Raw genomic sequence first — 23930 nt, forward strand, 5'->3', positions numbered from 1 at the left:
CTAATGATTCTACGTCTGACGCAAAGTCTGTTTCAAGTGAATATGATAATAGCGGGTTAATCAAATGTGAGCGGTAAGTATGACAGCGGCCAGCAATGCTGGCCGCCTGGGGATCAGAGTTCGTGGGTTTGTGCGTTGATGACCGGGGCGCGTTTAACCCGGCTGGCACAGAAGATCGCAATCAGGGAGATGGTCACTGTGACCGCCAGATACCAGGCCACCGGCACCCAGTCGCCGTTATATTTCGCCAGCAGGCCGGTGGCAATCAGCGGCGCGGTGCCACCTGCCAGGGCTGCGCCCAGCTGATAGCCGAGGGTGATGCCGGTGTAGCGCACGTTGGCGGTGAAAATTTCTGAACAGAGGGTGCCGAGTACCGCGGTGACCGGTGCCCACAGCATGCCGAAAGCGATGACGGTAGCCAGCACGATGCCCCAGGTGGTGCCGGTGTTGAGCAGCATAAACCACGGCACGATAAACAGGCCGAGGACAAAGACGCTGACGGCATACATTCGCTGGCGACCAACCTTATCCGACAGCAGCCCCATCAGCGGGATCATGATGGTGGCGACCAGCGCCCCGAGGGTCACGGCCTCCAGCGCCTGCGATTTTTGATAGCTGAGCGTGGTGGTGGCGTAGCTGACCACAAAGGTAGAGAAGATGTAGAAGGGCGCGGTCTCAACCACCTTCAGCCCGGCGGCGATCAGCACTTCGCGCCAGTGGTATTTCAGCGTATCGCGCAGCGGGGCTTTGGCCACCTTGCCGGAGGATTTCACCTTTTTAAACTCCGGCGTTTCGTCGATATCCTTACGGATCCACAGGCCGAGCAGCACCAGCACCGAACTCAGCAGGAACGGAATACGCCAGCCCCAGGAGAGGAAATCCTCTTCGCTGAACAGCGTCATCAGCGAGACGATAAAGGTCGCCATCAACATGCCGATGGTCACCCCCGCCTGCGGAATACTGCCGAAGAAGCCTTTGCGCTTCTCCGGCGCGTACTCATAGGCCAGCAGCAGGGCGCCGCCCCATTCGCCGCCAATTCCCATTCCCTGAATAATGCGCATCAGGATCAGCAGGGCCGGGGCCCAGAGGCCAATCTGCTCATAGGTAGGTAACAGCCCAATCATCACGGTTGCACCCCCCATCAACGACAGGGTTAACACCAGCGTTTTTTTACGCCCAATACGATCCCCGATGTGGGCGAATATCACGCCACCGATGGGGCGGATAAAGAAAGTTAACGAGAACGAAAGATAGGACAAAATCAGGCCGATGACCGGGTCGACCATCGGAAAGAAGATCTTGTTGAACACCAGCGCCGCGGCTGTGCCGTAGAGAAAATAATCAAACCATTCAATGGCGCTGCCGGTGAGGCTGGCGACCAGCACCTTTTTATTTTTGCGTAAAACTGCGGTACTGCTTTCGTGTTGTTGTGTCATACCGTGATCCCGCCCAGTGGATGATGAAGCGGGTGACACCCGGCGCGCTTCGGGTGCAACCCAGAAAGTAAAAGGTTGTCGAATTGTTAAGCAACTTAGGGAGAGCTGTTACTTTTGGCAAGCAGGGCGAGGTGAAAACTGGTCAGATCACGCTGAAATAAGCAGCAATCACTGCTTTTAATGGTGATATTTCTGGCGCTTAATTTTTTTAATGGCCTAAGTTACAGCATATAATGCAGGTGCAACCGTCTGATTTTTGGACGTTTCTGGTTATTTCAGTTTAATGACTATTCTTATAAGGTAACTGCCGATTTCGCTTTCAGAGGGATCCTCTGTTAACCGACGGCCCGCGCGTTACCCTTAACTTACTTGCTGGAAGGAGGTAACGATGAGTCTCACAATCTTCCCGTCTCTGCCGGATAAAACGCTGGTCGCGGTCAATACCGTCGGGGCCTGGCTCGCTGAAGACAATCTGCCTTACAATCCGCCCGCGCTACAGCCGGATCTGGTGGTGCTGGCCGGTAATGCGGTGATCCCCTCCATCGACGCAGCCTGCCGTCTGGCGTCGGAGCTTGCCGTGCCGCTGCTGATCAGCGGCGGGATAGGCCATTCCACCACCTTCTTATACGCCGCCATCGCGCAGCATCCGCGTTATAACAAGGTGCGCACCACCGGCAAAGCCGAGGCCACCATTCTGGCGGAGATCGCCCGGGAGTTCTGGCATATTCCGCCGGCGCGTCTGCTGGTGGAAGATCAATCCACCAACTGCGGTGAAAATGCCCGCTTCAGCGCCGCGACGATCCTCCATCATCAGCTAAGGGTGACGCGCGGGATAGTGGTGCAGGACCCGACCATGCAGCGGCGGACCATGGCGACCTTTGCCCGCGTCTGGCGCGATAAGCCAGATGCCCCGGAATGGACCAGTCATCCCGGCATTGTGCCGCAGCTGCAAAACAGTGATGAGGGCCTGGTGTTCCGCGGCGGCGGCGAGGGGCTGTGGCCCGTCGAGCGCTATCTGTCGCTGGTGCTGGGGGAGCTGCCGCGCCTGCGGGATGACATCAATGGCTACGGTCCGCTTGGGCGCGATTTTATCGTCCATGTGGATATTCCGGCCGAGGTGGAGGCGGCCTGGCAGATCCTGCGTCATGACGCCGTTCTCACCGAGGCGCTGGCGAGCCGCTCCCTGCTGTAACCTTGCCCGTTTGCGTGAAACTTATCGCAAACGGGCAACCTGATGTTGTCGGGATGAAATGATTTACGTCTGCTGACCCGTTTCTTTTATGAGATATCTCACAAAAACAGCGCGATAGGCTGGGATTGCGGATCGGGAACTGTAGTTTTTAACAATAATTTTACTTGTTAAAAACAGTGTAATTACAGGAGCGAGTCATGACAGTACCCGTACAACATCCTATGTATATCGATGGACAGTTTGTAGCCTGGCAGGGTGATGCCTGGATTGATGTCATCAACCCAGCCACCGAAGAGGTCATTTCCCGTATTCCCGACGGCAGCGCCGAAGATGCCCGCAAGGCGATTGACGCCGCCGAACGCGCCCAGGAGGCCTGGGAGGCACTGCCTGCCATCCAGCGCGCAGGCTGGTTACGTAAAATCGCAGCAGGCATTCGCGAGCGCGCCAGTGAAATTAGCGCCCTGATTGTGGCCGAAGGCGGCAAGATCCAGCAGCTCGCGGAGGTTGAGGTCTCCTTCACCGCCGACTATCTCGACTACATGGCGGAGTGGGCCCGCCGCTACGAGGGCGAAATTATCCAGAGCGATCGTCCGGGCGAAAACATTCTGCTGTTCAAACGTGCCCTGGGCGTCACCACTGGTATCCTGCCGTGGAACTTCCCGTTCTTCCTGATTGCCCGCAAGCTGGCACCTGCGCTGGTGACCGGCAACACCATCGTGATTAAGCCGAGCGAGTTCACCCCAAATAACGCCATCGCCTTCGCCAAAATCGTCGACGAGATCGGCCTGCCGAAAGGGGTCTTTAACCTGGTGCTGGGACGCGGGGAATCCGTGGGCCAGGAGCTGGCGGGCAATCCGAAAGTGGCGATGGTCAGCATGACCGGCAGCGTGGCCGCAGGTGAGAAAATCATGGCCGCCGCCGCGAAGAACATCACCAAAGTATGCCTGGAGCTGGGCGGTAAAGCCCCGGCTATCGTGATGGACGACGCAGATCTTGAGCTGGCGGTGAAGGCGATTGTCGACTCGCGGGTGATCAACACCGGACAGGTCTGTAACTGCGCCGAGCGCGTCTATGTGCAGAAGGGCATCTACGACCGCTTTGCAAACCGTCTGGGCGAGGCGATGAAAGCGGTGCAGTTTGGCAACCCGGCCGAGCGTAACGACATCGCCATGGGCCCGCTGATCAACGCCGCGGCGCTGGAGCGTGTTGAGCAGAAGGTGGCGCTGGCGGTAGAGCAGGGGGCGAAAGTGGTGCTGGGCGGCAAAGCGGTGGAAGGCAAGGGCTACTTCTATCCGCCGACGCTTCTGCTGGACGTGCGTCAGGAGATGAGCATTATGCACGAAGAGAGCTTCGGGCCGGTGCTGCCGGTGGTGGTGTTTGACACCTTAGAAGAGGCGCTGAAGATGGCCAACGACAGCGACTATGGCCTGACATCCTCGATTTATACCCGGGATCTGAACGTGGCGATGAAGGCCATTAAAGGACTGAAGTTCGGCGAAACCTACATCAACCGCGAGAACTTTGAAGCGATGCAGGGCTTCCATGCGGGCTGGCGTAAATCGGGGATCGGCGGAGCGGATGGTAAACACGGCCTGCACGAGTATTTGCAGACCCAGGTAGTCTATTTGCAGTCGTGATAAACACGCCGGGTGGCGCTGCGCTTACCCGGCCTACAAAACCGGCAAACAGCATCATACACGTAGGCCGGGTAAGGCGAAGCCGCCACCCGGCACCCCAGGCTTACACCTTCGTCGCAATCCAGTTCATCATCAGTTCCGGCCAGAGGGCCACCGGCAGCCCCTGGGCATCGCGGATGCCGAATCCATGTTTCCCGCGCTCGAACAGATGCATCTCAACCGGCACCCCAACACGGCGCAGGGCGCTGAACATCGCCAGGCTGTTCTCAACCTTCACCGCCGGGTCGTCGGCGGCATGCAGCAGGAAGGTCGGCGGGGCGTCGCGGGTGACGCGCTCTTCCAGCGAGTAACGATGGATCAGTTCCTCGCCAGGGTTGTCCCCGATCAGCTCATGGCGCGAGCCCGAATGATGGTGCTCGTCACGCATGGTGATCACCGGATACACCAGCGCCATAAAGGCCGGACGGGCAGGGTACTCGTCGACGGCATCCAGCGGGGCGTATACCGTTTCGTCATGGCGTGTACCGAGGCTCGCCGCCACGTGACCGCCCGCCGAGAAGCCCAGTACCCCAATACGGGCCGGATCCAGCTTCCACTCCCCGGCACTGGCGCGAATCACCCGCATCGCCCGCTGAACGTCGGCCAGCGGCGCGTCGGCACCCTCTTCATGACCATCCCCCGGCATGCGGTAGGTCATCACAAACAGGGTGTAGCCGCGGGCATTAAAGAAGGAGGCCAGCGCGCTGCCCTCTTTATCCAGCACCACGCGGCGGTATGACCCGCCCGGCGTTACCAGGATGCCCACCCCGTTAGGTTTGTTCGGGACATAGACGGTTATCTCCGGGGCGCGGATGCCGGTGACGGCGCGATCAAAGTGGGAGGTACCGGTGTGGTGGGGTTCCGGGGTTAAGACAGCGTCGCTGGTCTGTGCCCCCGGGGCTTCATTATCGGGCCAGATGGTAAAGGTGACCGAACGGCTGACGGCGTGGGCCATATTCTGTTCGAGTGTTTCGCGGCTAAGTGCTTCCATGTTAACGCTCCCTCTCTGGAAAGCGTTTGTTATAGCAGGGTTAACGGAATGAAAACCTGAACAGTTTCACAGGTTGCGGACAGCCGGGCTGTCCGCAGGGGAATTACAGCGCAGCGAACTTATCCAGGGTCCGCACCAGTTGGGTGACAAAGCCGTATTCGTTGTCGTACCAGGCGACGGTTTTCACCAGCTGGACATCGCCCGCCTCGGTGACTTCCGTCTGGGTGGCATCGAATATCGAGCCAAAGTGGGTGCCGATCACATCGGATGAGACAATCTCCTCGTCGGTATAGCCAAAGGATTCGTTGCCCTCGGTGGCCTTTTTCAGCGCCTGATGGATCTCATCCACGCTCACTTTTTTCTCCAGAATCGAGACCAGCTCGGTCACGGAGCCGGTTTTGACTGGCACGCGCTGGGCATGGCCCTTCAGCTTGCCGCTCAGGGCGGGGATCACCAGCCCAATCGCCTTGGCCGCGCCGGTGGTGTGCGGGATGATGTTTTCTGCTGCGGCACGAGAGGCGCGCAGATCCTTGCCGCGCGGCCCATCCACCAGCGCCTGGGTGCCGGTATAGGCGTGGATGGTGGTCATGGTGCCCGCCTTGATGCCAAAGGAATCCTGCAGCACTTTTGCCAGCGGGGCCAGGCAGTTGGTGGTGCAGGAGGCGACAGAGATAATGGTGTCGCTGGCCTCGATCGTGTCGTCGTTAACGTTAAAGACGATGGTTTTCATCTCACCGGCCGGGGCGGAGATCAGCACTTTTTTGGCACCCGCGTCCAGATGGGCCTGGGATTTCTCCTGCGAGGTGTAGAACCCGGTGCACTCCACCACCAGATCCACCCCGGCGGCTTTCCACGGAATATGTTTCGCCTCTTTTTCGGCATACACCGAAATGGACTTCCCGTCGACGATCAGCGAGTCTTCCGTAAAGTCGACGCTCCAGGGGAAGGGGCCATAGTTAGAGTCATGTTTTAACAGGTAGGCCAGCACTTTCGGCGACGTCAAATCATTAATCGCCACCACGCTATTACTGTCCTGCGTTTCCAGCAACCGACGGAGAACCAGTCGGCCAATACGACCAAAACCGTTAATGCCAATCTTATTCATGATCTTCTCCTGTGTGATGTACGGGACGATGAACTCATCCAGGATTAGACCATGAAGCCCAGTGAGGCAATTGAAGATGGCTCATCTGCACGGAAGTTTTTGAAAAATAGGGGACAATAATTAATGAATTTTTAGCTGAAGCTGGGTTATTTTACGTTTTTTAGCCTTCTGTTCAGGAAAGACTATGCGCAATAAATACACCGGCCTGCAAATTACGATCCACTGGCTGGTTTTTCTGCTGGTGATCGTGGCCTACTGTGCCATGGAGTTTCGCGGCTGGTTCCCCCGCAGCGACCGCCCGCTGATCAATATGGTCCACGTCTCCTGCGGGATCTCTGTTCTGGTGCTGATGGTCGCGCGCCTGCTGGTGCGTCTTAAGTATCCCGCACCGCCAATCGTGCCTAAGCCGAAACCGATGTATACCGGCTTATCCCATCTGGGGCACCTCGCCATCTATCTGCTGTTTATTGCCCTGCCGCTGATTGGGCTGGTGATGATGTATAACCGGGGTAATACCTGGTTTGCGTTCGGGCTGGGGATGCCGCACGCCGTCGAGTCCAATTTTGACCTCGTTGACACGCTGAAAGCCTGGCACGTCACCCTGGCGAAGCTGGGTTATTTCGTTATCGGGATCCACGCCTTTGCCGCGCTGCTTCACCACTACTACTGGAAAGACAACACTCTCCTGCGCATGATGCCGAAAAAACGCTAAGGGGATCGTGTGTCCCGTAAGCTGCGCAAAGTGCTGTTTGCTACCGGCATCGGCCATTTTGTCGAATGGTTTGATTTCGGGCTTTACGGCACGCTGGCCGCGTTTATTGGCCTGCACTTTTTCCAGGCTGAAGATCCGGCGTTGGCGTTACTGTCGTCGTTCGCGGTGTTTGGCGCCGGATTTGTGATGCGTCCGCTGGGCGGGCTGTGGTTTGGCTCCCTCGGGGATCGCATCGGGCGCCGCAAGGTACTGACGACCGTGATCATTTTGACCTCGGGCGCCACTTTTCTGATCGGACTGCTGCCCACCTATTCGCAGGTGGGGCTTCTCGCCACGGTGCTGCTGGTGCTGGTGCGGCTGCTTCAGGGATTTGCCGCCGGGGGCGAAAGCGCAGGGGCCACCACCTTTCTGGCCGAATATGCCCCCGCCCACCGCCGGGGCTACTTTACCTGCTGGATCGATAACTTCGGCTTTCTGGCCTTTGTTGCCGCCTCTGGCCTGGTGTTGCTGCTCACCACGGTGCTGGGAGAGGCGGCGATGAATGAGTGGGGCTGGCGCATTCCGTTTTTGCTCGCCGGGCCGCTGGGCTGGATTGGCCTCTACCTGCGCACCCAACTTCAAGACCCCCCCGAGTTCCTGGCCTTAAAGAGAAGCAATAATACGGAGGCCGCCCCGCTGTACACGGCGGTCACCACCGAGCGACGCGCGCTGGGCTTCTGCATCGGTTTTGTGGTGATCAAGGCGGTGGGACACTGGATGTTACAGGCTTTTATTCCCGCCTACCTGACGACGGAGCTGCGCTTTCTGACGACGCAGGCGTACACTATTACCACGTTCGGGCTGTTGGCTGTCGCGGTGATGGTGCCCTTTATGGGATATCTGTCGGACAGGTTTGGCCGCAGGCCGCTGATGCTGGCGGGCTGCGTGGGGTTTATCCTCCTGAGCTGGCCTGCCATGGGATTGATGGCGCAGGGCGATATTGTCTACGCGCTACTGGCGATGCTGCTGCTGGGGATCTGCATTGCCGCCTTTGACGGGGCCAGCTGCGCGGCTATCGCGGAGCTGTTTCCCACCCGCATTCGCTTTGGCAGTATCGCCATCGCCTATAACCTGGCGGTGGCGTTCTTTGGCGGCATCACGCCGTGGTTTTCGACCTGGCTGGTTATAAAGAGCGGCAATCCGCTCTCACCCGCGCTGTTTGTCATGGCGGCCGCCTTGATCACCTTCCTGACAGTATTACGGGCGAAAGAGACCGCCGGACTGCCGCTGCGTCGCTACGTACGGCATAAAAAAACCCGGCGGGGAAGGCCGGGCAAATAACAAAGCACAACAAATGTTGCATCACTTAACAGCTGATTACTTCAGATCGCGGTGCGCCATAGCGTTGACCAGGTACGACTGACGCTGACTGAGCCTCACTTCACTGTCAGCGTCACGGCCCCTGATGATATTGAGCGCCGGGCCGCCGCTATCCGGTGAACGGGTACACTCCGCATCCTCCGGAATTATCCAGCCGACATCATCACGGGTGCGATGATTATTGCGTGCGTTACGAACTCTGCGTCTTAAATGCATACTCTAACCTCCGTATAATTTATCGGGCTGCGTTTGCATAGTGTGGCAAAATTGCCGCTCGGTACGTCCATGAATATATTGTCTGACATATCGCGGTTAGCGGAAAATATATCGCAGCGGATTACGCTGCGGGTTTGCGTCCGCCACCACGACTATTTTGTCCGCCTTTTTTCCCCGCTTCGGATGCCCGCTGCGGGTCGTTCTTGAAGTTACCGCCGCTACTCTGTCCGCCTTTACGGCCCGCCTGGGATGCACGCTCCCGGTCTTCTGCGAAATTGCCGGAACCGCCTCGATGATTAGCCATAACTTGTCTCCAGTTTTTCGTTGAGAATACTTTAAGGACAACTAACTTCCTCAAATGCGTGCACAAATAAATGTAGACAGAACGGAACAAACGTCAATAAGCCTCCCGATGCGTTTTTTGCTTGCTTATGGCTAACAAATTTTAATTTTTTACCGGCTCACGGAAATATATCCTCGCTAATAAATAAGTTAGCCTCCCTTATATATCTGACGAATAATTTTCGGTTGATAAAAGGTGTTTACAGATTCATAAAATAATTCCCTCTCTGAGGAAATTTGAGATAAGTCTTAACGGCTCTGCTCAAGCTCAATGGCCGCGCTGACCCGTAAATCGGGTGGCTGGCAGGTGATCAGCTGGGCGCTGATTATCGCACTACCTTTCATGGTGGTTGCCGCTCTGCTGACAATGCCTGCATCATTGCATGGGACAGGCTTTTCGGGCTGGGGCTCCCGCCACGCTGCTGCATGAGAGGGTGAGCCCGTTGATGGTGTTTATCACCTTTGGCGTGATTCTTTGTGTCGTGGGATCACGAAAATTTTGCCGCTAATTTTATAAGGGATTCAGGATGTTTACAGGTCTGAGCGCATTTCCTCTCACGCCGTTGGTGAAGGGTGAGATTGATGATAACGCCTTTGTTGCGCTGATTGAGGCACTGGCGGCGGCAGAGGTGAATTCCATCGGCGCGCTGGGCTCCACGGGGAGTTACGCCTACTTAACCCGGGAGCAGCGTTTCGCCGCCACAAGGCTGGCGGTGAGCGCCGCCGCGGGCGTGCCGGTGATGACCAGTATCGGCAGCGTCAACGCAGAAGAGATCGTGAGACTGGCAGAGGATGCGCAAAAGGCCGGGGTGAGCGGTCTGCTGCTGGCCCCGCTCTGTTACCAGAAACTGACGGCGGAAGAGGTGTTCCGCCTCTACGAGCGCGTCTGCGGTGAAATTTCCGTTCCACTCTGTATCTACGACAATCCGGCGACCAGCGGCTTTGAATTTAATGATGAACTGCTGGTGGCGCTGTCGTTTTTACCCAACATGGGGTCCATCAAGCTCGGCGATCTGCCTGCCGATCCGGCTGGCGCGGCAGCCCGGGTGGCGGCGCTGAAAAGCCAGGTGGCAAAGGGCGTCACGATTGGCATCAGCGGTGATGCGCAGTCTGCGAAGGGGCTGCTGGCGGGGTGTGAAGTCTGGTACTCGGTGCTGGGTGGCCTTTTCCCGGATTATTGCCTGCGGTTGACGCAGGCGGCGCTGCGGGGGGATGTGGAGGAGACCCGGCGGCTTAACGGCGCGCTGGAGCCGTTATGGGAATTCTTCCGTCGATACGGGAGCTTGCGGGTGATTGCGACAGTGGCGGAGTTGCGTGGGAGAGTTGCGGCGCCGTGTTTGCCTTTTCCGTTGCAGACGCTGGCGGGGGCGGAGCGGGATGCGTTGCAGGAGGAGGCAGAGCGGGTTTTGTAGGCCCGTGCAAGCGAAGCGCCGCCGGGCAATGCGCGGGCGGCCTGGCGATATCACCGAACTGATGGCAGAGGAGCGGGAGCGTGCCCGCACCCTCTGTATCCTTCATCAGCCTGTTTGAAGACCTCCAGCCCAGAAAACATTTACAAAACAAATATTTCTAATTGCAATAATCACTTGTAAGCGAAGCGGTTAAGTAATAAACCGTCCTTGTCGGCCTGCGACTTGATTGCGCTTCGCGCCACAACTACTGTATATAAAAACAGTATTCGAGGAACGAATCATGGAGTTTTACCAACTTTCAGCGCTGTGCGAGGTGATTGCGCTCCCCCTTTTCAGCGATGTGGTGCAGTGCGGTTTTCCCAGTCCGGCCCAGGACTATGTTGAACAGCGTATCGATTTAAACAAATTACTTATCCAGCATCCCAACTCGACCTACTTTGTGAAGGCGGCCGGGGATTCGATGATTGACGCCGGGATCGGCGACGGCGATCTGCTGATTGTCGACAGCGCCAGAACGGCGCAGCATGGGGATATTGTTATCGCCGCGGTGGAGGGGGAATTTACGGTAAAACGCCTGCAGCTCCGGCCCCGGGTGCAGCTTAACCCCATGAACAGCGCTTATTTGCCCATCCTCGTGAGCAGCGAAGAGTCGCTCGATATCTTTGGCGTGGTGACCTATATCGTGAAGTCGGCGGATTAACTCAGCTCCAGCTCGGTTATCACCTGGGCTATCTTTGCGATATCGTCCGCTGGCAGCGGCAGCAGAGGGCGGGGTAGGCAGTCGGGATCGGTCAGCCCTGGCTCGCCTGCGGCGGCGGCAATTACCCGGATGCTGCCGCCTTGTTTACGGTAAAGCGCCCACAGCGGATCCAGACGGGCGGTGACGCGGGCAGGATCGTTGTTCGCGGCGGCTTGGGTGATCGCTTTTGCCGTCTCGGGGAACAACCCTCCGCAGACGGAATACCACACCTCGAAGCCGGCGTTTAATCCCAGCCCGGCAAAGGCTCTCCGCTGATACCGCTGCTTGCGGTCTACACTGCCAGTAAGGCGGCGGTTAATGCGTTCACCGAATCTCTGGCAATTGAGCTTGCGCCCTTTAATATCCGCGTGGGTCTGGTGCTGCCCGGGCGTTCACCCGCAACCCGTTTCGGCGAAAATGCGCAACGGATCATGGGCGAAATCCCCGCGGAGTATGCCGCATGGAGCCAGCAACTCTTTCAGGGCATGCAGGATGCGCGTGCAAAAGTGACCCGTCCCGAGGATGTGGCACACGCCATCTGGCAGATGGCAAACGATCCAGATACGCCTGTCCGTTTGCCAGCCGGAGAGGATGCTCGGGAGATGGCCGCTCAATTGATGTAAGTTTCCTGCAAAACCCACTCAGCAGGTTCAGCGGTTATCCGACATACTGATACCTGTTCCCGGCCATTTTATTGCAGGAGACCATTATCGGCGGCTTCCTCTCTGTGGCGGTAATGCTGACGACATTACTGCTCTTTAGCGTTCACGAGCCTGCGCACGCCGCGGACAGGCTGGTGGTGGCCGCGGCCTTTTTGCAGGGCTCTGCTCCCTCCGATCCCGTTGCGCGCGCCCTGCAACGTTTTACCCAAATCGCCTCTTACCAGGTGATGGTGCGCTCCGTCTCCTCGCAGGACGAAACCAAAGTCATCCGTTATAGCTACCGTAAACCGGGTTATGTGCGGATGGATTTTTCCACGCCTCATGCCGGGGCGGTGATCATCTATAACCCAGCCAGGGGCAAAGTAAAGCTGTGGCCCTTCGGCGCGGGGACGTTTCCGGTGTTGAACCTGTCGCCCACGGATTCATGGATAACGGATGAAAATGGTCACCGGGTGGATCAATCTGACATTGGCGTGTTGCTGAATAACATTCGCCGTCTGCAACAGGGCGGCACAACCACTCTCCCCGGTGAAGAGACCGTTGCCGGGAAACCGGTGGTGCATCTGTCGGTGGTTGGCCCCGGAGGAGAGACCGTCGCTGCGGTTCATCGCTATGAGGTGTGGTTTGATAAGCACTCCGGATTGCCCATCAAAGTGGTCAGCTACGGGCTGGGGGGTAAATTACTGGAAACCGTGATGATGGAGGCCATGACCATCAACGTGCGTTTCCCTCCTGATTTCTTCGCACCCTGACGGGAGATGTGCGCTATGGCTGACTACCAGTTTTCCACCGTCTGGCGGGTTGAGGCTTCTGTACAGGAGGTCTGGGAGATCCTCTGCCATCCGGATTTGTGGCCGGAATGGTGGGAAAGTCTGGAACAGATTATCGAGTTAAAGAAAGGGGATGTTCGGGGAATTGGCGCCCTGCATCGCTATACCTGGAAGGGCGCGCTCCCGTATCGCCTCACCTTTGATATCCATGTATTAACGATTCAACCTTTATGCCTGTTGGAAGGGGAAGCCAGCGGCGAGGTGGAAGGGCGTGGCGTGTGGTCTTTGACCGAACGGGGGAGGGAGACGATCGTTCGGTATGACTGGGATATCCGCACCAATGCCCGCTGGATGAACGTGCTTGCGCCGCTGGCGGGGCCCATTTTTCGCTGGAACCATGACAGGGTGATGCGCGACGGCGCAAAGGGTTTAGCCCGGCGATTAGGCAGGCGTGTCGAGGTCTCTGTGGGTTAAAAGAGCTCAACCCTGCACGCCCGGAACCTTATTGACCGGGGGCAACCCTAAATATGGTGGTAGTGCCCGCTACCTTCATCGCGTTAGTCTATCTGCGTTATAAGGTGCACAAAAACGAAGCTCTTTATGGAAATTATTTTGATGCGTCATGGAAAGCCGTCTTTTACAGGTTCTCCAAGGGTAACGAGCCTTGAGATGGACGAGTGGATTTCACACTATGATCTCTCTGATATTGGCAGCGATATAGCTCCGCAATCCAGTAAATTATTAGCATCCAGCGCATTGCACATCATAAGTAGTCCTCTTCCCCGGGCGCTTTCATCTCTGAGGGCGTTAGGGCGTGAACCGGACCTCATTGATGAAGTCTTCAGGGAAGCAGACCTGCCCATACTGCGGATTCCCGCTTTTAGATTATCCCCCATCTTCTGGGCGTCTCTCTTCTGTGTGATATGGCTGTGTGGCATCTCCCGTAATGTAGAGTCCCTGGGAATAGCTAAACAACGCGCCGTTCAGGCTACCGATATCCTGGTTAGGTCTGCAAAAGTATCAAACGGACCTGTGCTGCTCATGGGGCATGGGGTGATGAATCGGCTGATTGCAAAGGAACTCATATCGTCAGGCTGGAAAGAGCGCCGTCGTCAGGGTGGTGGTTACTGGAACGCTGGTATTTACAGCTTACTCTAATGTAGATGTTGACCCGTTCCTTTTGAAACGGCTGGCTTAAACAGGAAGATTTAATGCAGACCAAAAATATTCGTGCGATGCTCGGAGGGGCTTTTTTATTGACGTCTGTCTTCATCCCAATGACCAAAGCTCAATCTCTGCCCCTGGCATCAGAACATCCGAACTTGCAGCTTATGTCCGTTCAAACGCAAGGCTCAGGAACGGATGTCATCTTGATTCCAGGGCTGGCGTCGTCCCGCGAAATCTGGACCGATTTAGCATCAGATTTACAGTTGAGCCACCGCGTTCACATTTTAGAGCTAGCGGGCTTTGCGAGTACACCCGCTGTTTCCAACCGGGACGGTAAGGTCATCGCTCCAGTTGTTGACACCATCGCTGAATACATCCGCACCCAGCACATCAACGCGGCGGCGATCGTTGGCCATTCTCTTGGCGGGGAGATTGCATTGATGTTGGGGGCACGGCATCCTGACCTGGTTGGTCGCTTAATGATTGTCGATGCTTTGCCGTTCTATACCTTAATGATTGACCCTGCGGCGACCAGTGAAACTGCTTCCCAGCGTGCTATTGCTACAAGAGATTGGATACTGGCGCAATCGCCAGAAGAATTTGTAGCGTTTCAGAAAACATCCATAGCCCGTTTAGCTAAGACCGAGGCGGTGAGGCCTGCTCTGGTGGCAGCAGGGCTCAGTTCTGATCGGCAAACCATTGCAGATGCTGTGTATGAATTGATGATTACCGATTTACGCCCCGAGCTTGGCCGCATCAGAGCACCGATTGAGATCGTTTATGCGTATGATGCCTTATTCGGGGTGCCTGCATCCGGCGTGGATGAAATGTACCGTCGAGCCTATACCACTGCGCCAGATATCCATTTCACACGAATCGATGACAGTTTTCACTTTATCATGCTTGATCAGCCAGAACGATTCTCCAGCGCGGTTCAGTCATTCCTAAATAAATAAAGCATGCTTAGCGCATATCAAGTTGACGTTGCTGTAGCGGCCGTAAAACAGTGATGTCCGCTTCTGGCACGAAGCGGACGAGCTAACTGAGCTGAAGGTCTGTAATGAGCGAGGAGCGGAAGTCATGCTTGCTGATCTTCTCTTAAAATGAATTGCTCTTTTTTCAAGACACTTACAGTTTCAGCCTGACCGTAGCGAAGCATTAATGCTGGACCGGACATTGATAAATTATGGATGAGCTACAGCATATTGCCAACGACATGTACAAGCACTTCGACTTAGGAGCGCGTTGCCATGCTAAGTTACTTGGTACCTGTTCACAGTGATAATGCCAAATCAGGTGAGGTACTGACCTGCCCCCACGATTAGATACAACACTCAGTTAGTAACGTCGGAATCTTCATTCTCAGAATGACCCTTTCTCCAGCCCGCTGCAAATTCAGACGGTGTCTGATAATTCAGCGTGGAGTGCGGGCGGCATTCGTTATAATCCTGCCGCCAGTCATTAATAATTTTCCTAGCATGAACGATATCGCTGAACCAGTGCTCATTCAAACATTCATCGCGAAATCGTCCGTTAAAGCTCTCAATAAATCCGTTCTGCGTTGGCTTGCCCGGCTGGATTAAGCGCAACTCAACACCATGCTCAAAGGCCCATTGATCCAGTGCACGGCAAGTGAACTCCGGCCCCTGGTCAGTTCTTATCGTCGCCGGATAGCCTCGAAACAGTGCAATGCTGTCCAGAATACGCGTGACCTGAACGCCTGAAATCCCAAAGGCAACAGTGACCGTCAGGCATTCCTTTGTGAAATCATCGACGCAGGTAAGACACTTGATCCTGCGACCGGTGGAAAGTGCGTCCATGACGAAATCCATCGACCAGGTCAGATTGGGCGCCGCCGGACGGAGCAGCGGCAGACGTTCTGTTGCCAGCCCTTTACGACGTCTTCTGCGTTTTACGCCCAGGCCACTGAGGTGATAAAGCCGGTACACGCGCTTATGATTAACATGAAGCCCTTCACGGCGCAGCAACTGCCAAATACGACGGTAGCCAAAACGCCTGCGCTCCAGTGCCAGCTCAGTGATGCGCCCTGATAAATGCGCATCAGCAGCCGGACGGTGAGCCTCATAGCGGCAGGTCGACAGGGATAAACCTGTAAGCCTGCAGGCACGACGTTGCGACAGACCGGTCGCATCACACATCAACATCACGGCTTCCCGCTTCTGGTCTGTCGTCAGTACTTTCGCCCAAGAGCCACCTGAAGCGCCTCTTTATCCAGCATGGCTTCGGCAAGCAGCTTCTTGAGTCTGGCGTTCTCTTCCTCAAGCGACTTCAGGCGCTTAACTTCAGGCACCTCCATACCGCCATACTTCTTACGCCAGGTGTAAAACGTGGCATCGGAAATGGCATGCTTGCGGCAGAGTTCACGGGCGGGTACCCCAGCTTCGGCTTCGCGGAGAATACTGATGATCTGTTCGTCGGAAAAACGCTTCTTCATGGGGATGTCCTCATGTGGCTTATGAAGACATTACTAACATCGGGGTGTACTAATCAACGGGGAGCAGGTCAGGTTATTGGCAAAATGGAGTCGCTGAATGAGTGTGTTGAGCTGGGCAATAGGCCTATGCAAGAAGACAGAAGCATGGCTGGTTAAGCGCCAGGCAAAAGATCAGCTACAGCGGGTAGAGCAGAAGCAGAGTTTGACGGAACTAGAGCCCGGTGACCGCTATGACACCTTAGCGCCGAAAACCATCAATGATGCCAGTATGCGAGAGTATTTCATTGCCCTAAAATACGCCTTGTCTCAGAAAGACGTAAGAAACATTGCCATTACAGGGAGCTACGGCGCAGGGAAAAGTACGGTTATTTCATCATTTATGAAATATCACTGTGATGATAAATACATCAATGTATCTCTTGCGGGATTCGATATGACGGAAAATGAAACAACCGTCAGCCCAACTCACCAAGAGGTTGAACTTAGTATCCTGCAACAAATTCTTTATAAAGAGAATAGAGAGAAACTTCCCGACTCAAGGATAGACAGAATAATCGATAGGGGCCCTCACTATGTCAGGGGAACCTATCGTGCCTTGCTTAAGGTCATTGCGCCCATCGCGGCTGCCGCATTTATGATCTATTTCAAAACAATTTCGGAATTTCTAAGCCTTCCGCTATCCTGGATCGAGGTGTTTAATGCTCACTACATTATAAAAGGCATTATATTAGTTTTGCTGGCCTTTACGGCACTGTACTTTATAACTGCCAGCGCATCTCGAATCGGTATTTTTGATAAGAGACTTAAGCTGAGCAAGATCGCGCTTTTAAGCGGAGATGTTGAGGCTAGCGAGCAAGAGACGCCATCTTTATTGAATAACTGCCTTGACGAGATCGTGTATTTTTTCACCAAGCTTGAATATAAAGTAGTTATTTTTGAAGATCTTGACAGGTTAGGAACGCCTGAGATTTTCGTTAAGCTGCGTGAAATTAACAAAATAGTTAATAATAATATTGTTGATGGCAGTCCGGTCAGATTTGGGTAATGACTCCAACTTACTGATAGTGTTTTATGTTCAGATAATGCCCGATGACCTTGTCATGCAGCTCCACCGATTTTGAGAACGACAGTGACTTCCGTCCCAGCCTTGCCAGATGTTGTCTCAGATTCAGGTTATGTCGCTCAATGCGCTGAGTGTAACGCTTGCTGATAACGTGCAGCTTTCCCTTCAGGCGTGATTCGTACAGCGGCCAGCCATCCGTCATCCATACCACGACCTCAAAGGCCGACAGCAGGCTCAGAAGACGCTCCAGTGTGGCCAGAGTGCGTTCACCGAAGACGTGCGCCACAACCGTCCTCCGTATCCTGTCATACGCGTAAAACAGCCAGCGCTGACGTGATTTAGCACCGACGTAGCCCCACTGTTCGTCCATTTCAGCGCAGACAATCACATCACTGCCCGGTTGTATGCGCGAGGTTACCGACTGCGGCCTGAGTTTTTTAAGTGACGTAAAACCGTGTTGAGGCCAATGCCCATAATGCGTGCACTGGCGCGACATCCGACGCCATTCATGGCCATATCAATGATTTTCTGGTGCGTACCGGGCTGAGAGGCGGTGTAAGTGAACTGTAGTTGCCATGTTTTACGGCAATGAGAGCAGAGATAGCGCTGATGTCCGGCAGTGCTTTTGCCGTTACGCACCACGCCTTCAGTAGCGGAGCAGGAGGGACATCTGATGGAAATGGAAGCCACGCAAGCACCTTAAAATCACCATCATACACTAAATCAGTAAGTTGGCAGCATTACCCAGATTTGTTTACGCGGTAAGAGGCGACCTATTCCTAGGAGCTGATGCCAGAACTAAATTCTTTGATTTCATTCTCCCCGTTATTCCATTTATGGACAGCAGAAACGCGTTTACCTTATTAAAAAGGAAAATGTCGTTCGACACAAATAAAGATAAACATTTGAAAGACATTGCGGCATATATAAATGATATGCGAAGCCTGCAGAATCTGGTCAATGAGTACCATGTATTCAGCAATATCGTTGATAACGGCGAAGATAAAATCAAACTGTTATCGCTGGTGTTTTATAAAAATATCTATGCTTTAGACTATTTTCTCATCGATAAAAAAACCGGGGTTTTATATTCATTTATTCGTGATTATCGCACTCGTAAACTTCACCAAAATTATTTAGACTCTCTAGAAGGAAAATTAGACCTTTTATTGGTTAATATGGAGAATCTTAATTCTGAGCCAAGTTATGACCATAAGGGGATTAGAGAGGACATAATATTCAGGTATGTACCTAAATTCCATATGGAACGAATTTATTTTGGAACAAAAAATGGGTATCACAATTTCAATATTATTCCAACCTTATCTTTAATTGATGATGAAAGCGAATTTCTTAATTTCCTTTCAAGAAGTGACGAACTGTATTTAGGCTATTTTGTGAGTTATAATGCAAATTCACTTTCACCATTCGATATGGCATTGAGAACTCAGCTAAAAGAAGAATACCTGAATCGAAAATCTATCATGGGTAAAGATAAAAACTCAGCTTTTATTGAGTTGCAAATAAAAATCAAAAGAATTAAAGAGGCAATAAAATTAAGAAACGCACTTTCACTGAGCGAACTTATTAAAAGTATCGGGCGGGAAAAGTTTTCCGATATTGCACAGATTTACCTTGAGGCGATTAAGAGTCATGACTTCGTCTCTAAGCAGCAGCATCTTGCTTTGTGCACTGACATGCGCAATGGTGGATTAGATGCATTGTATTTACTGATGTCTAATAGTCTGATAATGCAAGACTTCATGGCCTACCGTTCTATTTTCCACGAAGGATCGATGACCGTAAATGATAATGACTTCTTGAAAGCCGTCGGTCAGGATTTGAGCTACGCAGCCTCCAACAGTGAATATTTTATCGATGATGAGAACAGGGTCATCAGCGAACTGGTTGAACATAACCGTATTTATGCCGATGGCGCGCTTCATCATCAACTCATGACTCATCTGATTGATAATCCGGATGAACATCTGGCGGGCATGATCGTTTCGCTATTCAGCAAGTCCGATGAACACATCCTTGCTGTTTTTTCTGAGCTTTATAGCCGATTTGGCAAACCCGAAACCTTCGATAAGTTAATCGTTATTGCTCTGCAAAAAAATGGTTATCTTGACAGAATGGTTGCCGTTCTCGCAGGCCAGCTGGGTGTAAAATTCACCAACGATATTGCTATCAGTCTGATAACCTGCGTATCGCCAGAACATGCTTTAGATAAACCGCAATATCGTCAACTTATTCATTCGCTGGGCTGCCGCATCATCTCTCAGCTCACCGAGGAAAATCAGGAAGAGTTCATGCGTCATGTACAACAGGCGGATGCATGCTATAACGAGCTTTTCGAACCAATAACGCCAACGGAGCGGTATTGCCTGCAGTTTATTGCGCAAAAAAGTCTTTATCAATTAACCCGACACAATGTTGGCATTGCCGTTTCGTGTCTTATTGACAACATAACGCCTGAACAGGCGGAAAGGGAACCCTGGACGCTCGCCTATAAGCATAAACTCAGTGCGGTTCTGATTACTTCAGTCAAAATATCGATACATTCGTAAGGGATGTGTTTATCTACTCCGCTGAGGATGCCGACTGTATCCGCTACGTTCTGACACGCACCTCTCTGAACGACAATTCCAAAGGCGATATCGTCAGAAAAATGACCTTCTCGTTTGCCGAACTGTCCGGGATATCGGCTAAAGCAGAATTTAGCGAAGACCAGCTGACGATTTCCTATCACGACCTGTTTTACCGATATGACCGCGTCGCACCGGGATGGGGAGCGCTGATAGACTATATCTGTGAAGACTGTGACATGGATATACTGACGGCTTATGTGACAAAGCATGCGCCTGTATTGGGGCAGTCATCCCCGGAAGTTTATGATGGCGATCGCTATGACCTGCTGTATATGAAAATTATCTGCAACGATGACTTGGATGAACAGGTTTATCAGAGCCTAGTTGCACCGATTGAGATTAACATGCAGGAAATTGATGAGCAGCTTAGCGAGCGTAATTTCTGCACCTTGGTAGCCATGCAGAAGTTGCCTCTCGACGCAGCCGTGTATGAAAAAATTGCGGAACAATATGCGGTTCAGGATGAAAATATCAGTAATGCCTTCATCGATTGGTTCAGCCAGTATAAAAGTGAGTTTTTGACGCAGCCCGAGTTCTATCTAAGAAAAGAAAAAGACGCGCGCTTCTTTAAAGTCATGCTCACAAAAGTCATGACCTACGCGCTTTTTACTGTACAAGAGAGAGCGGACCTGGTGTCGCTATTTATTGATTATTTCATTGCTTCTGATATCACTGACCTTAATTTCCCTAATGATGTCCTGCTGCAGGTGTTTAACAGCACCAGTAATGAAGAATTCAAGGTCATGCTGTTCACGCGATTTATTGTTACAGGCCTGAATAAAAATCAACTGGCCGGCCTTTGTCATCATTTGGGTGAAGATGAATTAAGAAATATATTCACTAATCGAACCCAGGCGACAATTTCTGTTGCAAACCGGGAACGCGTGATATCAATTCTTAAGCATCTGCAGGCAGTACGCATCATCAGGAGTTTCAACGAGCGTGAGGATGGGAAAATCTTCGTCTTTATCAAACCCGACCTAGAGGATGAAGATTAGCTATTCAGCCATTTCAGGCCGGGATCGGCAGGTCCTTGCCTATCTTTATTAATCTGCTAACGAACTTAGATTGTTTCTATATATGTACATTCTTTCAGCAATATGTTGCTGAACAGTCCGCTTTTGGCACAAAGCGGACCCATACTGAGTTCAGATTTAGTCCGGATGCGTATCGTCTGCTTCAGCCGTCCGGGGCTAAATAAACCCGTGGGTGAGCACTATGCGCAATATTACTTTCAGCTATAACCCGAACATAATCTGTAATAAGCAGGAGAGAGGATGAATAAGGGCGCCTAATAGAAAACGCGTGAAAAAAGCGCTAATTAATCGCCTTAAGTCAAATTAACGCCGGTTAACAGAACCCCAGACGCAACGTTGTGTAAATGGTTGTTAAGATTAATCTTAGAATGAGCGGTGATAAGGACTAATCATTAGAGATGCTAAATGTTTTGGCGTAAATTCATTCGCAAAAATTATGTTACAAATCATGCGAATTTATTCACAACCAAGGACGTTTAGCTTATGGGGATTTTAAAACCTGGTTTATTACTGACCGCTTTTGTGCTGACTGCATGTGGTGGCGGAGGCGGTGGTGGCGGTGGTGGCGACAGCACGCCCCCGGTAACCACTGCGCCTGTGGAAACGGATAACGGCAATACGGGTACCACCCCGGAAACGCCTGCCACCACACCGGAAACCCCTGCCTCGGCACCGGTCAGCCTGACTACCGGCGGTACCCTTTCTGGTTGGACTTACACCACCCCTGAGGGCCGTGAATATGTGATGCGCGGCACCGGGATCTCTGCGGGCCTGACGCAAACCCAACGGCTCACCCGTGACGACCGTACCCCGGTCTCCTCAACCTCATGGTGCTGTGGCCGTATGAGTTACACCACGTTCGGTACCTGGACACAGTATGAAAAAGGTCAGCATGAGGTCTTCTACACCGGGGATGCCACGCTCGCGGCTAACGTGCCAACCCAGGGCACTGCGACCTATGTGGGTCACGGTATGCGTGAAAATATCCTGAGCGATGCCAGCTTTAACATTGATTTCGCCGCGAAAACCATCAACGGCACTATTGCCGGAAATGATACTTTTGGTAGCGAAATTGCGATGCAGGGCAACATTGCCAACGGTGGTTTCACCGGTAATGCGCAATCCGGCGGGCAGGCGGGGACATTCACCGGCCATTTCAATGGTCCCACGGCTGAAGAGTTAGGCGGTCTGGCGCAGTTTGCAGACACGACTAAAAACGCATCCTTTGGCGCGACACGTCAATAAATCGTTTTCCGGTCAGCCCAGCTGACCGGACCTTCAGATGGTAAGCCTTTCTATGAATATTTTGCGTACTGGCGCACTGAGTTTGCTCTGCCCGCTCAGCGTTGTGTTTGCTGCGCCGCCGGAAACCGACTCAATTCCTGCTGCTCCCCACTTTGAACGACTGACCACGCCGGAAAAGCGCACCGGGCCTGGCGATAAGACGCTGCATGTTACCAATGCGCAACTGGCGGAACAGCCAGAGCTGGCGATGGCGCTGCTCGATCAGGCCATTCGAGAAGAAAAGTGGCCGATGGTTCGTGCCATTTTACCTGTCTATGCGGCGTCACCCAATCCGGATTCAACCCTGATTCATTTTGCAAAAGCCGGTCTGGCGCGCAGTCAGGGGCATTATGCAGAGGCGATCGAACACTATCGCGCTATTCTGAGTCAGCATCCTGACTATGCTGCGGTGCGTCTGGATTTAGCGCGTGCCATGTTTGAAAATCGGCAGTTTGACGCGGCTGATTATCAGTTTCGACGTGTGTTACAAAGCAATCCGCCTGAGAATATTCAACAGGTCATTGCACAATATCTTGAGCGCATTCAGAAAGGCAGCGCATTAACGGGTTCATTCAGCGTAAGCTATCTGAATGACAGCAATGTGAATAATGCGTCATCAGGTAAAACCATTCGGGTTGGCGATCGTCTGTTTATTCGTAATAAAGATAGTTTCCCTCAGCGCGGGGAAGGTTTCTGGTTCAATGGGGCATTACAAAAAGATGTTCAACTCTACGATCAGCATGGCTTGCGATTTCTGGGTACGGTAAACGGTAAGAGCTACTGGAATAATCATGATTTTGATGATATTACCACCCGTGCTTATGCTGGCTATCAATGGCGTAATTTCCGGCAACAATTCGCGCTGTTACCTTTTTATGAAAAAAGATGGTATGGCACCGAGGCCTATTCTTCTGGGCCTGGCGTCCGCGCCGAATACAGTTATTTACTTACGCCCACCTGGCAGGTGAGTCAGGCGCTGGAATATCAGAAACTGGATTATGATAATGAAGATTATCGATTCCTGCGCGGGCAAAATCGTTACTCTTCCACAACCCTTTCCCATGCCTTCAGTAACCGGGTGTCAGGATTTGCCGGCTTCGATCTGCTCGATCAGCAGACCTTCACGCGCAGTGAATCTAACCATCGGGTAGGTTTGCGCAGCGGGGTGCAGGTAGATATGCCCTGGCAGCTCTCTTTTGCCGCCACCACGGCCATTGCCAGACGCAATTACCAGGCCGACAGTGATATCTTCTCGACGCGACGGAAAGATAACGAACAGATCTATAACTTCTCGCTCTGGCATCGCGACCTCTATTTCTTTGGGGTTATGCCGAAACTGAATTTCACTTATAAGCAGGTCGATAGCAATATTGATTTTTATGATTATCGACAGAGGAATGTCACGCTTTCTCTGGATAAGAATTTTTAACAGACGTTTGCCAGGCCATTTTACTGAGTATGCAGAACACGTCTGATACGAAAGGGTGAAATTAACATGAAAAGCACGCTTCGGCGTGTTTTTTATTTTATAGGTTGGTAAAAGTTCACCGTGGATGCTAACTTTTTTGAGCGGCATTCAGGTGTTTTTTTAAAACAAGTAGTCTTTGATTGAATAATGATAAATAAGAAGGAAGTATGAGATTTTAAATTTGTCTGTACTT

At 52.9% G+C, this 23930-nt stretch carries 22 protein-coding genes and 3 pseudogenes; 17 read left to right on the top strand and 8 right to left on the bottom strand.

What is annotated here, in order from left to right:
* Positions 1–113: 113 nt before the first annotated feature.
* Complete coding sequence (locus DVA43_RS05415; protein WP_114314822.1) at positions 114–1436, bottom strand: MFS transporter; 1323 nt, start codon at positions 1434–1436, stop codon at positions 114–116.
* Between the two features lie 388 nt (positions 1437–1824).
* Between DVA43_RS05415 and DVA43_RS05420 the strand changes: the two genes are divergently transcribed.
* Both DVA43_RS05420 and aldA read left to right on the top strand, forming a co-directional pair.
* Positions 1825–2628, top strand: coding sequence for a YdcF family protein (locus DVA43_RS05420; RefSeq protein ID WP_114314823.1), 804 nt, complete (start codon positions 1825–1827; stop codon positions 2626–2628).
* A 197-nt stretch (positions 2629–2825) separates the two neighbouring features.
* On the top strand, positions 2826–4265 hold the full coding sequence (gene aldA / locus DVA43_RS05425) for an aldehyde dehydrogenase (protein ID WP_114314824.1): 1440 nt from the start codon (positions 2826–2828) through the stop codon (positions 4263–4265).
* Positions 4266–4368: 103 nt separating this feature from the next.
* On the opposite strand, the gene DVA43_RS05430 is transcribed toward aldA, so the two are convergent.
* Both DVA43_RS05430 and gap read right to left on the bottom strand, forming a co-directional pair.
* Positions 4369–5295, bottom strand: a complete 927-nt coding sequence (locus DVA43_RS05430; protein WP_114314825.1) for an alpha/beta hydrolase — start codon at positions 5293–5295, stop codon at positions 4369–4371.
* Between the two features lie 103 nt (positions 5296–5398).
* Positions 5399–6400, bottom strand: a complete 1002-nt coding sequence (gap, locus tag DVA43_RS05435) for a type I glyceraldehyde-3-phosphate dehydrogenase (protein ID WP_114314826.1) — start codon at positions 6398–6400, stop codon at positions 5399–5401.
* 184 nt (positions 6401–6584) lie between these two features.
* Between gap and cybB the strand changes: the two genes are divergently transcribed.
* Both cybB and DVA43_RS05445 read left to right on the top strand, forming a co-directional pair.
* On the top strand, positions 6585–7112 hold the full coding sequence (gene cybB, locus DVA43_RS05440) for a cytochrome b561 (protein ID WP_114314827.1): 528 nt from the start codon (positions 6585–6587) through the stop codon (positions 7110–7112).
* 9 nt (positions 7113–7121) lie between these two features.
* Entirely contained in the window at positions 7122–8432 is a 1311-nt protein-coding gene (locus DVA43_RS05445; RefSeq protein WP_246842271.1) for an MFS transporter, read from the top strand.
* A gap of 36 nt (positions 8433–8468) precedes the next feature.
* Here the strand turns inward: DVA43_RS05445 and DVA43_RS05450 are convergent, their stop codons facing one another.
* Positions 8469–8687 (bottom strand): hypothetical protein, encoded by a 219-nt coding sequence (locus tag DVA43_RS05450; RefSeq protein ID WP_103822130.1) that lies wholly within the window; start codon positions 8685–8687, stop codon positions 8469–8471.
* 121 nt (positions 8688–8808) lie between these two features.
* On the bottom strand, positions 8809–8991 hold the full coding sequence (locus tag DVA43_RS05455; protein ID WP_103179772.1) for a general stress protein: 183 nt from the start codon (positions 8989–8991) through the stop codon (positions 8809–8811).
* A 312-nt stretch (positions 8992–9303) separates the two neighbouring features.
* Here DVA43_RS05455 and DVA43_RS25050 point away from each other — a divergent pair.
* The 3 genes and pseudogenes from DVA43_RS25050 to DVA43_RS05465 form a co-directional block, all read left to right on the top strand.
* A pseudogene (locus tag DVA43_RS25050) lies at positions 9304–9538 on the top strand (EamA/RhaT family transporter); the annotation flags it as partial.
* Between the two features lie 18 nt (positions 9539–9556).
* The gene (locus DVA43_RS05460; protein ID WP_114314828.1) at positions 9557–10441 is read left to right on the top strand and encodes a dihydrodipicolinate synthase family protein; all 885 of its coding nucleotides are present in this window, start codon (positions 9557–9559) and stop codon (positions 10439–10441) included.
* A gap of 280 nt (positions 10442–10721) precedes the next feature.
* Positions 10722–11141, top strand: a complete 420-nt coding sequence (locus DVA43_RS05465; protein WP_114314829.1) for a translesion error-prone DNA polymerase V autoproteolytic subunit — start codon at positions 10722–10724, stop codon at positions 11139–11141.
* Here the strand turns inward: DVA43_RS05465 and DVA43_RS05470 are convergent.
* Positions 11138–11446: pseudogene (locus DVA43_RS05470) on the bottom strand (dihydrodipicolinate synthase family protein); the annotation flags it as partial. The gene DVA43_RS05465 and the pseudogene DVA43_RS05470 sit on opposite strands and share 4 nt — an antisense overlap.
* 9 nt (positions 11447–11455) lie before the next feature.
* Here DVA43_RS05470 and DVA43_RS05475 point away from each other — a divergent pair.
* From DVA43_RS05475 to DVA43_RS05495, 5 genes and pseudogenes are all read left to right on the top strand, one after another.
* A pseudogene (locus tag DVA43_RS05475) lies at positions 11456–11803 on the top strand (SDR family NAD(P)-dependent oxidoreductase); the annotation flags it as partial.
* Between the two features lie 71 nt (positions 11804–11874).
* The gene (locus DVA43_RS05480; RefSeq protein WP_246842272.1) at positions 11875–12594 is read left to right on the top strand and encodes a DUF1571 domain-containing protein; all 720 of its coding nucleotides are present in this window, start codon (positions 11875–11877) and stop codon (positions 12592–12594) included.
* Between the two features lie 15 nt (positions 12595–12609).
* Positions 12610–13086, top strand: coding sequence for an SRPBCC family protein (locus DVA43_RS05485; protein ID WP_114314831.1), 477 nt, complete (start codon positions 12610–12612; stop codon positions 13084–13086).
* 126 nt (positions 13087–13212) lie between these two features.
* On the top strand, positions 13213–13770 hold the full coding sequence (locus tag DVA43_RS05490) for a histidine phosphatase family protein (RefSeq protein WP_246842273.1): 558 nt from the start codon (positions 13213–13215) through the stop codon (positions 13768–13770).
* Positions 13771–13823: 53 nt separating this feature from the next.
* Positions 13824–14735 carry an alpha/beta fold hydrolase gene (locus DVA43_RS05495; RefSeq protein ID WP_114314832.1) on the top strand — a complete coding sequence of 304 codons (912 nt, stop codon included), beginning with the start codon at positions 13824–13826 and terminating at the stop codon, positions 14733–14735.
* Positions 14736–15113: 378 nt separating this feature from the next.
* Here DVA43_RS05495 and DVA43_RS05500 read toward each other — a convergent pair.
* Positions 15114–16234, bottom strand: a protein-coding gene (locus DVA43_RS05500) for an IS3-like element ISSen4 family transposase (RefSeq protein ID WP_087451024.1) whose coding sequence is annotated in 2 segments (ribosomal slippage) — positions 15114–15976 and positions 15976–16234 — 1122 coding nt in all. Because the reading frame shifts where the segments join, the coding sequence is not laid out codon by codon here.
* Positions 16235–16331: 97 nt separating this feature from the next.
* Here DVA43_RS05500 and DVA43_RS05510 point away from each other — a divergent pair.
* Positions 16332–17279 carry a hypothetical protein gene (locus DVA43_RS05510; protein WP_246842274.1) on the top strand — a complete coding sequence of 316 codons (948 nt, stop codon included), beginning with the start codon at positions 16332–16334 and terminating at the stop codon, positions 17277–17279.
* 10 nt (positions 17280–17289) lie between these two features.
* Here DVA43_RS05510 and DVA43_RS05515 read toward each other — a convergent pair.
* Positions 17290–17987, bottom strand: a protein-coding gene (locus tag DVA43_RS05515) for an IS1 family transposase (RefSeq protein ID WP_225321516.1) whose coding sequence is annotated in 2 segments (ribosomal slippage) — positions 17290–17738 and positions 17738–17987 — 699 coding nt in all. Because the reading frame shifts where the segments join, the coding sequence is not laid out codon by codon here.
* Positions 17988–18028: 41 nt separating this feature from the next.
* Between DVA43_RS05515 and DVA43_RS25055 the strand changes: the two genes are divergently transcribed.
* The 4 genes from DVA43_RS25055 to DVA43_RS05530 all read left to right on the top strand — a co-directional run bounded on the left by DVA43_RS25055 (position 18029) and on the right by DVA43_RS05530 (position 23698).
* Positions 18029–19867 carry a hypothetical protein gene (locus DVA43_RS25055; RefSeq protein WP_246842275.1) on the top strand — a complete coding sequence of 613 codons (1839 nt, stop codon included), beginning with the start codon at positions 18029–18031 and terminating at the stop codon, positions 19865–19867.
* Positions 19868–19872: 5 nt separating this feature from the next.
* Positions 19873–20946 carry a hypothetical protein gene (locus DVA43_RS25060; protein WP_246842276.1) on the top strand — a complete coding sequence of 358 codons (1074 nt, stop codon included), beginning with the start codon at positions 19873–19875 and terminating at the stop codon, positions 20944–20946.
* A 522-nt stretch (positions 20947–21468) separates the two neighbouring features.
* Entirely contained in the window at positions 21469–22230 is a 762-nt protein-coding gene (locus DVA43_RS05525; protein ID WP_114314833.1) for a Slam-dependent surface lipoprotein, read from the top strand.
* A 52-nt stretch (positions 22231–22282) separates the two neighbouring features.
* A complete protein-coding gene (locus DVA43_RS05530; protein WP_168194642.1) occupies positions 22283–23698 on the top strand; it encodes a surface lipoprotein assembly modifier in 1416 nt (471 codons plus the stop codon).
* The last annotated feature ends 232 nt before the right edge of the window (positions 23699–23930 follow it).

It is taken from the genome of Leclercia sp. W6, assembly GCF_003336345.1.
Taxonomy (GTDB): Bacteria; Pseudomonadota; Gammaproteobacteria; order Enterobacterales; family Enterobacteriaceae; genus Enterobacter.